A 14575-nucleotide genomic window follows, 5' to 3' on the forward strand; every position below is an offset into this window, starting at 1 on the left:
CAAATGAATAGGAAGCTTGGCAGGATTTTTTTAGTCCTGCTAAGTTTATTTGTGGTAATGCTCGGATATGGTATTTTATTACCTACCCTTCCTTACTATACCGAAAGATTAGCATTAAAAGACAATCTCGACGGCGACCCTATCAATTTCCATATTGGATTGCTCACGAGCATTTATCCGTTATTTCAGTTACTATTTGTAGTGGTTTGGGGAAAGCTTTCAGATAAATATGGTCGTAAACCTATTATCATTATTGGATTGATAGGGTTTATAGTAATGCAACTGCTTACTGGATTGGCAACCTCTCTTACAATGCTTTATATAGCACGAATCCTGGGAGGGATATTTACATCGGCTGTTATTCCTGTTAGTAACGCATACCTTAGTGATATTACTTCTATAAAACATAGGACCAAGATTATGGCCTGGTCTGGGGTAGCTATTAGTTCAGGGGTTATTTTTGGACCTGTTTTGGGCAGCTTTCTATCCCAGACCAATTTGCATTTTGAGTATTCTATGGGTGTTCTACATCTGGATCGTTTTTCAATTCCTTTTTTTCTGGTGGCCTTTTTAGGATTCCTGGTTTTAGCACTAATTATCAAAAAACTAACAAACACTAAACCAGTCGCTAAAATGCTCTCAAAAAAACCGAAAATAAATTTCTCTTTTAATAGATTTTTTATAATTCTGTTACTGCTTTCTTTTGTAATGCAGTTTGTAGTTACCCTCTTTGAAACAGTTTCTTCAATTTATGGAAAAGATAAGTTGTTGTTTACCAGTAATCAGATAGGTCTTGGTTTTATGCTTTGTGGAGCGGTAATGGCGGTATTACAACCTGTGTTCGCAACCTATGGTGAAAAAATATTAACTACAAAGCAACAAATTGGTACTGGATTATTGATTTCAGGAATTTCAATGATCGCTTTTCCCTTTTTTAATAACGAATTTTATGTCTATGGCCTTATTATCACATTTGCCGCAGGGGGTGCAATGGTGACGCCAAACCTGCTTTCAGCCGTTTCCCTACTTTCAAAAGAAAATGCAGGTAGCAATATTTCTATCCAGACATCGGCCAATAGTGTGGGGCAAATTCTGGGACCGATTACAGGCACATGGATGATCGTTGGTAGTTTTTATTATCCCTTTGTTATAGCCGGTATCATTAGCTTGACCTCCATAGGATTACTGTTTTATTTAAAACTCCAAATGAGAATAAATGAAGATTTTCAACCTATTAATTGAATTCTAAAAAAACTTTATACTCTAAATCTATTATATTACAATACATGTTTTATGAAGAATAGCCATTTATGGACTTTATGAACCATGTAAGACAAATCTCTGGCCTTTAGTTGCAGAGTTTTTGTTTAAAAGGTTTAGAGGCATTTTATCAGATGTCTTCCTATAATTTCAACATTTTATATTTTTATTAAACCAAAATTTAATGGATAATTATTCTTTTCAAGGTAAAATATTATCAATGTCTCCCCCCTAAAGCCTAAAATAATAAAACCAGCATATCTTCTAGCGTAAGTATCTAACATCCTAAATTCATTAAGGATTTTAGGTATTAGCTTTTTATTCTCCTTCCAGTTTGTTTTTCATTTTCTCGTTCTCCATTTACTTCTCAGCCGTTACTGTTTTTTTCTTTTTATAAATGCAAAATACCAGCATATAGAATTTAGCCGGACTGCATAACCCAGTTGACTTCGTCTGCCCTTTTATAAGTCCTCCCTAATTCTATATGCTGAAAATGTATCAGCATCAAAAAGGAAACAGCATCCCTCTAAGACGACTTTTCCGGTCATCCCAGAGATTTAGGGTGATTCTACGTTGCAGGCTCAATTCAATTCGCTCTCCGTTAAGGGTAATTCTGGCATAAAGGGGAACCTTACCATTTTTGGCTTTACTGGATTTTGGGATAAAGACAATCCCAAAGGTCACCGAATTTCTCATAATAATCGTTTTCAGGTTAAACAAAATGCGTGAAAACGAAAGTCAAATCAACTGTTCGGGCAAATAGCCCTAAATAATAAGAGGTCACCGAATCGGACTCATTTTATATGATTTCCCATCAAATTCTATGAGTGACCTAAAACTACAAAACCTTGTTAATCATATGATTAACAAGGTTTTGATACCATTTGATAATGGTCTTGGTCGGGGTGGCAGGAAACTCCCAGCTTGTCGAAAGTCTCATCACCAGCCACTTTATATTTTATCGAGCGGATATATTCACTGAATCATTCACTAAACATAAAAGAACAACAGCGTTAATTTCAATTAATCGCCTTTGATAGTATAAAAATACAAAAAATATTAATTTCAATATATGGGCTTGAAAACCCATATTAAATAAGCCTTTCCTCCAAAGCACTTTTCCACACTATAAAACCTTTACGCTGATCAGAATAATCATGGATGATTCGGCTAAAATTTTCTACAGAAGTTTCTAAAAAAACCTGTCTGCCCTTGTTTCTAATTAGGTTTAAATCTTTATCAACTGCATTTATATTATCTTTTAAGGCCTCTAATTTTTTGTCCAAATGCCATATGTACGTTGCCTCTTCAGTATCCAAGGTTTCCAAAATTAAATGATAAGCTTCGCTTCCCGCAATTAAAAAGACAAACGAAAAGGGGTGTAATACAAAGCGAAGTTTCATAATTTCACTTTCATGCCTGGAGGCCAAAAACCTTAATTGGTAGAAGTGTTTTACATCCCTATTCTTTAAAATATCATTTAATAGATTCTCTTCTGAACCATAAATTGATTGATCGGTTTGATTCTCCTGTAATTGCTTTAAATCCAATAATTTTTCTTCAGCCTCAGAGGAATAAGTTTTACCAAGAATACCTTTTTCAATAAAACGAAATTTTACACTTTCAATAATCTCCTGGTTGATTTTCTCTATATCATTAGATTTAGCAGATTGAGCTACCAACATCTCATCTTCATACTCGGCAAATATTTCAACTTCTATCAACTTTGATTTCAATACTTTTGAAAAGTATGGCTTTAACACATCAAACTCTGGTCGCAAATCATCATTTTCAACTTCGAATTCAAGGTTTGTTTTGATTTTCGGAACCTCATATTTAAATGCAACAGCTCCATACCGAAAGTCCAAATCAGCTATGGCCACTTTAATTTTTCTATCGATCGTTACGTTTCGGGTGGAATCCTTTAAGCTTATTTCTTCATCAAATAAGGTGGCTTGTTTATCAAAGTGCCTATAATGTTTATTCCTTTTTAGAAAAAGGCGGTCCAGATAAGCAATTTGATGATCCCTATAATCATAAATAATTGGAGTGATTTCAGAGCGTTGTACCCGCCCGATATACTGAATAAGCTTGCCTTTGAAAGAAAAAGGATAGGCCAGGAAAAGGCAGGAAGCATTTTGAAGATCGGTACCCTCACCGAAAAACTGTCCTGTAGTAATCAATACCTGATAATTACCTTCGTTCAGTAATTTCCATTTGGATTTGCGGCTAATTTCTGAATCTTCCCCGCTCAATGTAACAGATTCAAAAGACTGTTTAAGCAATTGATTTAAAGCATCTATATGTTCCTTTCGCTCCGTAATAATAACGGCTCTTTTTCCAAGCTTCAATTCTACAACTACATCTTTTAAAATCAACTCATTTCTGGCAGAATCGTGTACCAGTATTTTTGACAAGGTTTCAAAAATATCTGTTTTTGGGTTATAGGGGACATTCAGGGAGGTGTTCCTTATTACAATCCGTGGGCGCTTATATTTCTTTATATCACTTGGTTTGATTTCGGCAATTGTTTCACCCAAATAAATAAACAGCAGTTTTTCATCATTCCCTTTTCGGAAAGGAGTGGCAGTCAACCCATATTGATAATATGGGGAAAGTTTTGAAATAGTATTTCTATAGGTTTCCGCAGGTATATGGTGACACTCATCAATAATTAGAGTACCAAAAGACTGGATGAATTCTTTTGACTCCTGTTTTTCAATATACTTTCCCAGGCTTTGGATCATGGCAACGGTAAGGCTTTTACCCAATTTTGCTTTTCCTTGTCCTATTTTCCCAATTTCATTTTTAGGAATCCCCAGGAAGCTTTGTATGCGCTCGATCCATTGTTCCAACAGTTGTTTTCTGTGAACAATGATGAGGGCTGGTTGCTCTTTATTGGCAATAATTTTCAAGCCTATTACCGTTTTGCCCGAACCGGGCGGAGCCGAAATAATCCCAAAATCTTTATTTGATGCTGCTTTGATCCCTAACGTTTGGTGGGAACGCAGGTTTAAATCACAAGAAAATTTTACTGAGGCTTGTTTCTTCCTGTTGTCCAAAAATTCAAAATCCACCTTTTGTTTTTTACAATATCTGAGTAGTTTTCCAATAAACCCCCTAGGCATAATTACCTCGTCTTGAGTACCTTCTATACAACTGAAATAAGGTTGTGTCCCCCAGGTGTTTTTTCCAGATTTCTTTTTGATGAAGTATTCAGAATTGGCAAAATTCAGTTCTTCTTTTAGGAAATTTATTAAATCGGTATCAATTTCTGCCCTGTTTAACCGAATAGTATTGCTTAAACTTATTTGAAGTCTTCCTGAAGTATCTCGACTGGGGTTACTTTCAGAAATGGGCATTAGCGCCTGATATAATTTATCAAGACGATTTACAGATACTTTCTGTATAGTGGATAAAAATTTCTCCTGATCATGATAGGGTTTCAGCTCATCTGTATACAGATCAACAAAACAGCTATTGCCTTGTTCAAGGGCAGGTTTATGGAATGGTAACGCAATGAGGTTACCCAGGCCTTTACCTGAGAGAAAATCCTGATTGGGAAATAAGCGGTCAAAACTGGAGCTTTTATCAAAGATGGAAAACAAACCAACCTGTTCCAACAAATTGGTTATAATTCTTCTACTTTTAATAGCCGGGTAAGGTTGTTCAAAGAATATCCAAACGTGGCCTCCTTTACCTGAACGGGATCGTTCCAGGTATGCGGGAATATTATTTTCAGTACAAATTTCAATGAATTTCCTGCATTCTCCTATCCAGTTCTTTTTGTCGAAATCAGCTGCAATAAACCAGGAAGCATTATTCTTAAGCAATGGATAAATGCCTAATAATTGTTCACCTCTCAGGTGTTTTTGAATCTGATTATCAGTTAATGGCAGGTAGGTTTTATCTTTATAGTTTTTAAATGAGCCTCCTTTCATTTTATGTAATCTGTACATATAGGGATCATAACTATAGGCGGGCATGTATCCGCTCTTTTTACCTTTCTGCCAGTGAATGGCAAAAGCGTCTTGTCGGGCTTTAAATAGAGAATTTAATAAGCTAATTTTCATTATCTAAATATTGCTTTACAAGCTTTGTTTAAGTAGATTATATTACAAATTTATCTTCCAATATCCTCCCTTGTTAGGGCCAACCCTCTTAATTACATCTTTTTCTTTTAATTTGGCGATTTGTTTTTCAACGGCTCTTTCTGTGATGCCAATAACTTCAGCCATTGCAGAAGCTGATATATATTGATCATTAAAAATTAATTCTAATATTTTCTCCGAACTTTCTCCGAACCTTTCTCCGAACTTCTTCCGAACTTCTTCCCAATTATTTGGCGTTACAACTTTTTCATCTTCCTTTGCTTGCAATGGTATAACCGCTTTGAAAATATCATCTTCAACAAATTCAGGATTCGTACCGGGAGTATAAATACTACAATATTTAAAGGTGTTCCGTACCCCCGAGCCCAATTCATCTACACGGCCTATTTCTTTAAAGAACTTTGCTATTACAGGATTTTTAGGATAGGGAGAAAAGTTAGCGGGATCAATTAAACCCCCATCATGTGGTCGATTCCAGTTTTCTGTAATTACTTTTTCCTTTTCAATAACAAGTTTAGCGGGAAATGCATTGGCATATTCCCTATGAATTAGAAGGTTCCCAACAATCTCCCGAAAAATGTGGTCACGTAAACTTATACGCTGTTCACCCTCTTGATAAAACTTGTCAGGCAGATGTTTTCTTATAAAATCCATAAGCCTATCATAACTTTCAACCAGGTTAGTTCGTATATCATCACGATCGTCATAACGATCTATGTTTTCTACTCGTAAAATAGCATCCGTTTTATGATGCGGCAAGACACTTTGAATAACCTCGTCTTTTCCAAACAATAGTACAGCTGCTAAAGTATATCCATTTTTACCGGTCTGGTGATCGTGTTTAAATAATCCAGCTGAACGCATCATTTCTTCATTATCCATATCCAGCCAAGGGTGATTTGCCCTCTGGTTTCTTGCAAGGGTACGCACACGAGTAAAAAGATCTTGTTTGAAATCAGATAAATTTAAATAGGGGTAAATTTTGTTCTCGGAATAAATACTTTGTTTTCGGAGATAGAGTTGCGTTACCCGTTCCGTTTGTCCTGTAATATTAAAATCCCCATCCTCATTTCGGTCAAAAATTTTCCCGTTGCTACTATGTACCTGGGAGCTTTCGGGTACAAACACATAGATTATTTTTTTATTTCCATAATCGATGACCTGGGGTGATAAGTAGAAGGGTGGATTAAGCTTTTGGGGATTGTTAGCCATCGTTACAATATTATTATTGATATCCTGCACACAATCCTCAATTATTCCCTGTACCGTGCCATCATCCTTAACTCCCAACAATAAATGGCCTCCTTTTCTATTAAGAAAAGCACAAATAGATTCAAAAACATCCTTGTTCAACTCAAATTCTGCCGTTTTGAATTCTACGTCAGTACTCTCACCTTTTTGTAATATTTCCTTTATTCTTTCCGAAGTCATTATATGGTTGTTTCTTATACGGTAAAGATAAAAGCCTCATCGAAAAATATCGACAAGGCTTTTCAATTATGAAAATCTAAAATTATTTTTTCTTCAAAAGCTCTTCGAGATATAAAACTTTATCCTTTTCAGCCTGAACAAGACGCTCATAAAGCTTTTTATTTTCCTCATAAGATTCAAGAAGTTTTTCTAATGGATTAATTGTACACCCATAATTCACGGCTGAGGAATTATCAACAGTATATGTATTACCAATAATGTTTAAAATTGCTTCCTCTGAGAAATTCCCAATAGCTTCCTTAGAAACACCTAGAACCTTTGCTATTTTTTCAATTCTCTCGTCATCTAAAGTTTCGCTTTGCTCCAAATGGGAAACGCTTTGTTGGCTAATGCCTAATTCTTCGGCGAGGGTTTCCTGTTTCATTCCCCGAAGTTCACGAATGCGGGCAATCTTTCTGCCTATATGGTTGGGTTTGGTAGCTGTTGTCATAATATCAAATATAATCAATCTTTTTATTTCACTCCCGGCTTTGTAAAAAACAATCCATTTTTGGTAGGATACAATTCATATTGGTTCGCTAAAAGGATTTCCGGTTATTTATTTACATAGTAAATCAAAATACCCTGATTATGAAAATAGGGGATAACATACAGGAAATACGGGAAAGAGAAAGAAATTATAAAAGAAGCTATATGGCAAGTTGCTTAGAAATATCTACACGCGCGTACTGTAATATAGAGAACAACATTACTGATATTACCTTAAAGCGACTGGTGGAAATAGCTGAAATAATGGAATGCGACCCCTTAATTATTTTGCAGTACAAGGAATTAAATAATAAGTTATCCAATCCAACCGAACCCATCGATGTTGTCCAGAGCAATCCCGAGAAAAAAGATACCATATTGCAAAAAGAACTGTTAGAAACCCAGAAACACATTCTTGAACTATTGAAAAATTTATTGGAAAGGAATAAAATAAAGCTATAGCAATTCAAAGATGTCAAAAATGAAAATCATATAATGAGTATTGGAAATAACATTGCGATAATCAGAATACTAAAGGGCTTTAAGCAAGATGCTCTAGCTAGGACTTTGGGTTTAAATCAAACGTCAATATCCGCACTTGAAAAACGCAATGAAATAAACGAGAACCTTTTAATCAATATTGCCGAAGCCTTGGAGGTCACAGCATCTTTCATCAAGAATTTTGATAGGGCAAAAATGTTCAAGGTAATCAATAATCCAGATAAACAGGTTTTTCCCCTTTCCGAACAAGAAGATATTGCGATGAATTTAGAAGCGAAAATCATTGAGCTTTACAAGCGATTGTTAGCCTGTGAAAAAGAAAAATTTAGGAAAGCCATTAATTAAAAATTTTTGAAAGAAGGACTATGCGTATTGGGCACAAGATTGAAAGGATTAGAAAATTGCGGGGGCTGTCCCAGGCTGTATTAGGTAAATCATTAGGTGGAATTAGCAAACAAGCCGTAAGTAAAATTGAGCAACGCACCTGTATTGATGAAACTACCATACGGAAGATTGCCATTATATTGGACATCACTCCTGAAGGATTAAAAAGTTTTGATCCAGAAATAGTACTATTAAATATGATGACACCTATTAGCAAAATAGAGGTAGAAACTGACAATGAAAATAACCATATGAGTAAAGAAACCAAAGACTTATGTTTGTTCTATGAAAAAATGTTAAGGTCAGAAAAGAAGGTCCAACCATAAAGGATTTGTTCCAATTTCAATATTGGTGCTTCAGAATTGAAAGTAATGCAAGATGTGTGCCTGTGGGCACAATCTTGATTACTCCCGATGGTCGCAATGAAAAAAGAGATGTTTATGGCGAAAACAGAATCTTGAATAGTAGCAGGCTTATAGCCCCATATCTACCGAACTAATACTATGAAGTGTTTGGATAGTTTAAATTACAACCGTAGAATAGAGTAAATAGAGGGAATTACGCTGTTACCTGTTCTTCCCTCATTATCATTTTCCGGTAGGGATTTGAAAATGAATATTCTAACTTACAAAAAAATACTTGACACATCTTGCTTCCCTTCCTTTTTTTAGCGTTTTGAGAAATGATATACTCGTCAATCTTTAAACTTAATTTTCGCAAAGAGTCTTAAAAGAGGGGTCTTATGAACCAACTGAAAATCAACCTCCCTACCTACTATAAAAATTTACTTTTTTTACCTGGTGTATTTTCCTTTTGTTTTGAATTTCACGTGGCATTCCGTTCAGATTGAAAATAATTCGTCCCGATTCCATTTACTTCTTTCAGAGCTGTTTACATTACCTTTTGTTGCAATTTCACTTTCAGGGTTTGAAATTAGATAGGCCTTATAAAAAGCAGGGCGGCTTTATGCAGGCCGTTAATTTCAAATCCTGTTTCTTCTGCATCAAAAGGTAAGGCTATAAAAGATGAAGAAAAATATTGAATGAATGATCGTTCTTTTATAGCCAAAGGTTAGTTATGGAAATGGAACAAGCGGACTTAAGTCAATAAAGTTAATTACTTAGATTTTATAGAATGGATCATGTACTGTTTTGACTTGTGTCCAAGACCTTTTAAGTGAACCTCTTTTTCTTGAACGAAGCAAATGCGAAGAGAAAGGAAATGTGGTGAATGAGTTATACCGGGAAATTAGTGATAGATATCTAGTAAATTATGGAAAAATTGAAAAGTCTTTAGCGCAAGAAACTACGCTCAAAATTAGTGTTTTTTACTAAATAAGTTACGGATTTTACTGGGCTGGGGAGTTTTTTTAGTAAAAGTATCAGAGTGGATATTTTTATTTCATATAGTTCTTTAATATTTCCTCCCAAATAAAAGTAAAATGTAGGGAATATAGTTTGTAACGTGGCTTTGCCCGTTATCCTCTTGCTATTCCCTTTTTCACCTAAACATTACATGGAAATGGTATTTGTAAAACTTTCCTTTTATCATTTACTTCCTACTGGGAATAGCCAGAGAACATATTTTTATAATTAAATTAATTGCTGATCTCTTTGTATAGTAAATAGTTAATTCAAAAAATAACAGGCGGACTTAAATTTAAAAGTTTTGCAGCCGTATTATCCCTGATGTTTCTTATTCAAAACAGAAAATATTTAAGAGATGAACCATTGTAAGATTTCACTTTCAAAAAGGACATTTTTCCGTGAAAAATTCACCAGTTAATACGGCTTGTGAAGCTTTTTCCGTGAAAAGGTTTAGACGGCTATTGTAAAATTATATTTCTTGAAACCAAACGAAATCAAATGAATAAAAAACTAAGGGGAAATAAACCGTAACATCGCGCAGCGTGTTACCCTCTTGCTCTTCCCCTTAAATTAACCTTAACATTTTGAGGAAATAAATGCGGACATGCAATGCCGGAAAAAAAGATGAATAAGGTTGAAGTATTATAAATTCTTTCAGCGAAATTAAAATACTATATCAAAAAAATAACATGGAAATGAAGGATCTAACAAAATTTTTTGACTAAGACTTTAGATATGCCGCTCCGTAGATTCGGTAACGTAAGAAAAATAAGGTACTGTTTAACATAAAACAAGTTTCTCAATATTCAAAAACTTCAGTTATATTTAGAAAAGAAAGGTTCAAGGTTATTTCCAAACAACGTTGAACAAAAAGAGACCGATTAATGGTGTTATATTTAATTCCATTAGGGAATTTGATATTTAAATGTAATTAATAAGAAAAGAACCTCTAAAATGAAAAGGGAAACATATAATTCAACATATTTCCCAATTCATTATACTTTTAACTCATTGTACATGTGCTACAACCATCGCAATGATAAGCACATTGTCCGAGGAAGCAATCTTTTTGTAGTTCGCAACCAGTTTGTCCTTCAGTATCACAGGAGCATTGGGTAGGTGCTTCGGGATTTTTTGTATACGAAATATTACTGAAGCTTTGGTCTAAACTACCGTCATCAGGTAATGGTATACCAAAATGAAAACCATACAATTGAACATCTGCCAGCACTAATTTATGTTTATCAAAATCACCTAAATCTATCAATGAAAAATCTGGTTGACCGGAACTTTCAAAAGCCATTTTCATATTTCTAGCTATTTCATTTTGAATGGATGCTACTTGAAAAAAACCGCTCTTTCCGTTTGGTGAGAGATATGCTTTTTCAAATTTGGATTTTGTTCCTTGAAGATTAGCGTACTTTTCAATCAACACACCTTCTATTATTTCATTATTGTTTGTTGTAGGAGTACCTGTACAAGACCCTGTGCAAGTACTCTGTAAGCAACCATATCCAACATCCTTATTGTAAAATGTCTTACAACTATTTTCACCAGAGCAACTACAGGAATAACCACCTTCTGGATTTTGAGATAAGGAATATTTACCTGATTCTGAATTTTGCACTAAAAAGCTATAACCTTTAGGCAATTTAAATTCCACAGCCGAATGTTCTTTATCCACGTAATACCATTCGGTGCCTTGAGGTAGAAATATTCCATCACCAAGTGAAGTTTTACTTTCCAGTACAAATATTTCCTCCTCAGATGAGGAAGTACTAGATTTTTTTTCTCCATCTACAGAACAAGAGCTAATTAACAGCATAGTAAGTAAATAAAACAAATAAAATTTAAAATTTCTCATGACATTTAATTTTAGTTTACCCTAAATTTAAAGTATATAGCGTAAAGTGGATTACGGAAAAGCATAAAAATTGTAAATATTTACATAATCACTAGTAGTAAAAAAAATCTGAACTTAATAAAGGACAATTGAAATTTTTTTATATTTTTAAAAAGGAAGACGAATTAATTAAATTTAGTTTAGGTTACTATTCGGACCTTCTGGAATAGAAATTTTGAAACCTCACTATTAACAAGGTATACGGGAAAAAGGGTGCGTTCTGCTACCATTTCCTAAAAACTGATTTAATTATTATTAATTTTTCTTTTTGCTCCTATTATTTGATCTAATTTGCTGACATCTGAGCTTAACTTATTTTCTAATACTCTAGCATAAATTAGTGTAGTGGATAGTTTGGTGTGGCCTAATAGTTTTGAAACAGTTTCTATGGGAACACCGTTAGAAAGAGTTACTACCGTAGCAAAAGTATGTCTGGCAGAGTGAAAGGTGATTTTCTTTCTGATCCCAATCGATTGCATAACTTCTTTCAGGTATTTATTGGTCTTCTGGTTAGAGATTACCGGAAAAACTTTTCTGGTTTCATTTAATCGCTGCTCTTTATATTTTTCAATAACTTCCTTCGCAGGATTGAGTAGTGGAATTTTTACGGACTGTTGTGTTTTTTCTCGTTTGGTATAAATCCAGTCCTTTCCATCCATACCTTTTACAAGGTTATCTGTGGTAAGTTCTTTAAGCTCTATATAAGTTAAGCCGGAATAGCAGGAGAATAAAAACATATCCTTTATTCGTTCAAGGGAAGTACTGGTAAATACCGTGCCTTCTAAAATATGCAGTTCTCTCTCGGTTAAAAATTGCCGATCATTCTTTTCAAACTTAAAACTATAGCTCTTAAAGGGATTTTTCTCCAGCCATTCTAATTTTATGGCCAGATTTAGTAATTTCTTTAGCCGCTCCAGGTGTTTCATGGTGCCGTTAGTTCCACAGGTCTTTCGAGCTTTCTTCGGACGGTAGCCCCTGAGAAACATTTCAAACTCCGTGATGAACTGGTAATTAATATGTTTCAGATAAATGTTATCAGTTTTCTTTTTCTTCTTTAAAAACTCTTCTATATAGTTTGCAGTGGTACGGTAGTTTTTAAGCGTTCCCCATTTAAGAACATCTGTCATTTTATCATTATGATAGGTTACGATGTCTTTAATGGTCTTATGATCTTCATCCAAGCCCGAATAAGAGGCTTTAATTTTTGCAGCGGTAATAAGATTATCTTTATCCAAAAGCTTCTTCTGGGTATCCAATAATTGAGAATACACTTGGTCCAGATAGCTGTTCAGTTTTTTAATTCGGGGGGTAGTTCCTTTAAGTCTTCCTTTGGAATTATCCCATTCATTCACTGAAGTCTTTCTTTTAAGACTCATTTCAGAGCATTTTCCATTTACGGTAATCCTGGCGTAAATGGATAATTCATTTGAATTCCGGTTCAGTTTTCTGGTAAAGAAAAGCACGGAGAATGTAGTAAAATCAGGCATATTAAGCGTCTTTAAATGATACAATAGTTTTGTAAAGACGAAAGTCAAATCAACCGTAATGTTCTTCTAAGGTAATGAATTAGTGGGAAGAATGTATTCACCGAATCATTCACTGAAATGGATGAATTCATATGATATCAGATGATATTGTTAAAAACAAAAAACACTGAAAATCAATAGATTAACAGTGTTTTAGTCCTTATTTCGATAAGGTTCGTCGGGGTGGCAGGATTCGAACCTGCGACCTCCTGCTCCCAAAGCAGGCGCGATGACCGGGCTACGCTACACCCCGAAATTCAGGTTTCATTTACTAAATGTATGCTGAACGGGCGGCAAATATAATAATTATTGACAGGTTACCATCTAAACTTTGATTTTTTTATATCTTAGATTTCTTAATGCTGTAAGAAAAAATGAAAAAAATAGTAGTAATAGGAATTTTTGGATTTTTAATAGCCTGTGGTGAAGAGTCTAAGGAGAATAATAAGGCAATTGTTGAAGTTAATCCTGAAACTGAACAGGAAATTGATAATGAAATTAATCAGCAATCTCCAGACCCTATTGAAGCAGTAGCTTCAGATAAATATGGATACCAAATAGTTGTAGATGGATTGGATATTCCCTGGGGCTTCGATTTTTTACCAGATGGCAGTATAATCATTACTGAAAAGAAAGGAGATATCATTCTTTTTAAAAATGGATCGAAATTAAAAATTTCCGGAGGCCCGGAAGTTTATAACCGAGGTCAGGGAGGTTTATTAGACGTTAAAATTCATCCAGATTATACAAACAATGGCTGGATCTACTTTTCTTATTCTTCGGAAGAAGGTGAAGGTGATGGAGGGAATACCGCAATTATGAGAGCCAAACTGGAAGATAACAAACTTATAAATAAGGAAGTACTTTATAAAGCCTCCCCAAACACTACTAAAGGTCAACATTTTGGATCCCGAATTGTTTTTGATAAAGATGGATATTTATATTTTACGGCCGGAGAAAGGGGAAACAGAGATGAAAACCCCCAGGATATTACCAGAGATAACGGAAAAGTATATAGGTTGAATGCAGATGGAACTATTCCTGACGATAATCCTTTTATAAATGATCCTAATGCTAAAACAGCAATTTATTCCTATGGCCATAGGAATCCACAGGGAATGATTGTGAATCCTGGAACCGGTCAAATTTGGGTGCACGAGCATGGGCCTCAAGGTGGTGATGAAATTAATATCGTGAAACCAGGTGCAAATTATGGCTGGCCGGTAGTGACTTATGGCAAGAACTATGACGGCACTACTATTACTGAAGACAGGGTCGAACCGGGAATGGAAAATCCAATCTTTTATTGGCTTCCCTCCATAGCTCCTAGCGGATTTGAATACGTCACATCTGAAAAATTTCCTGAACTTAAGGGTCATCTATTGGTTGGCTCTTTAAAATTTCAGTATTTAGAAAGTCTAACACTCGAAAGTAAAGTAATCACAAAACGCGAAAAATTAATTGAAAAGGTTGGCAGAGTAAGGGATGTGCAACAAGGACCGGATGGTGAGATTTATATCGCCGTAGAAGGCAAAGGAATAGTAAAATTAACAAATAAATAAA

At 34.8% G+C, this 14575-nt stretch carries 11 protein-coding genes and 1 tRNA gene; 5 read left to right on the forward strand and 7 right to left on the reverse strand.

The genetic code is table 11. The features are described from left to right. Window positions 1-3 precede the first annotated feature (3 nt). Window positions 4-1242 carry an MFS transporter gene (locus DHD80_RS00120; protein WP_251738848.1) on the forward strand — a complete coding sequence of 413 codons (1239 nt, stop codon included), beginning with the start codon at window positions 4-6 and terminating at the stop codon, window positions 1240-1242. Between the two features lie 522 nt (window positions 1243-1764). Here DHD80_RS00120 and DHD80_RS00125 read toward each other — a convergent pair. The 4 genes from DHD80_RS00125 to DHD80_RS00140 all read right to left on the reverse strand — a co-directional run bounded on the left by DHD80_RS00125 (window position 1765) and on the right by DHD80_RS00140 (window position 7293). Then, window positions 1765-1956, reverse strand: a complete 192-nt coding sequence (locus tag DHD80_RS00125) for an Arm DNA-binding domain-containing protein (protein ID WP_251738849.1) — start codon at window positions 1954-1956, stop codon at window positions 1765-1767. 395 nt (window positions 1957-2351) lie between these two features. Beyond that, window positions 2352-5333: a DEAD/DEAH box helicase gene (locus DHD80_RS00130; RefSeq protein ID WP_251738850.1), complete on the reverse strand. Its 2982-nt coding sequence runs from the start codon at window positions 5331-5333 to the stop codon at window positions 2352-2354. Between the two features lie 42 nt (window positions 5334-5375). After that, window positions 5376-6803, reverse strand: coding sequence for an RNA-binding domain-containing protein (locus DHD80_RS00135; protein WP_251738851.1), 1428 nt, complete (start codon window positions 6801-6803; stop codon window positions 5376-5378). An 82-nt stretch (window positions 6804-6885) separates the two neighbouring features. Beyond that, window positions 6886-7293 (reverse strand): helix-turn-helix transcriptional regulator, encoded by a 408-nt coding sequence (locus DHD80_RS00140; protein ID WP_251738852.1) that lies wholly within the window; start codon window positions 7291-7293, stop codon window positions 6886-6888. Between the two features lie 140 nt (window positions 7294-7433). Here DHD80_RS00140 and DHD80_RS00145 point away from each other — a divergent pair, with 140 nt between their 5' ends. The 3 genes from DHD80_RS00145 to DHD80_RS00155 are packed head-to-tail and all read left to right on the forward strand — an operon-like array spanning window position 7434 to window position 8542. After that, on the forward strand, window positions 7434-7793 hold the full coding sequence (locus DHD80_RS00145) for a helix-turn-helix transcriptional regulator (protein ID WP_251738853.1): 360 nt from the start codon (window positions 7434-7436) through the stop codon (window positions 7791-7793). A gap of 33 nt (window positions 7794-7826) precedes the next feature. Then, the gene (locus tag DHD80_RS00150) at window positions 7827-8177 is read left to right on the forward strand and encodes a helix-turn-helix transcriptional regulator (protein ID WP_251738854.1); all 351 of its coding nucleotides are present in this window, start codon (window positions 7827-7829) and stop codon (window positions 8175-8177) included. Window positions 8178-8197: 20 nt separating this feature from the next. After that, the gene (locus DHD80_RS00155) at window positions 8198-8542 is read left to right on the forward strand and encodes a helix-turn-helix transcriptional regulator (RefSeq protein ID WP_251738855.1); all 345 of its coding nucleotides are present in this window, start codon (window positions 8198-8200) and stop codon (window positions 8540-8542) included. Window positions 8543-10586: 2044 nt separating this feature from the next. Here the strand turns inward: DHD80_RS00155 and DHD80_RS00160 are convergent. The 3 genes from DHD80_RS00160 to DHD80_RS00170 all read right to left on the reverse strand — a co-directional run bounded on the left by DHD80_RS00160 (window position 10587) and on the right by DHD80_RS00170 (window position 13265). Beyond that, window positions 10587-11447 carry a hypothetical protein gene (locus tag DHD80_RS00160; protein ID WP_251738856.1) on the reverse strand — a complete coding sequence of 287 codons (861 nt, stop codon included), beginning with the start codon at window positions 11445-11447 and terminating at the stop codon, window positions 10587-10589. 284 nt (window positions 11448-11731) lie between these two features. Beyond that, a complete protein-coding gene (locus DHD80_RS00165) occupies window positions 11732-12973 on the reverse strand; it encodes a site-specific integrase (protein WP_251738857.1) in 1242 nt (413 codons plus the stop codon). Window positions 12974-13190: 217 nt separating this feature from the next. Beyond that, window positions 13191-13265, reverse strand: a tRNA-Pro gene (locus DHD80_RS00170). Window positions 13266-13386: 121 nt separating this feature from the next. Here DHD80_RS00170 and DHD80_RS00175 point away from each other — a divergent pair. After that, entirely contained in the window at window positions 13387-14574 is a 1188-nt protein-coding gene (locus DHD80_RS00175) for a PQQ-dependent sugar dehydrogenase (protein WP_251738858.1), read from the forward strand. The last annotated feature ends 1 nt before the right edge of the window (window position 14575 follow it).

Source organism: Gramella sp. AN32, assembly GCF_023718305.1.
GTDB classification, from domain to species: Bacteria; Bacteroidota; Bacteroidia; order Flavobacteriales; family Flavobacteriaceae; genus Christiangramia; species Christiangramia antarctica.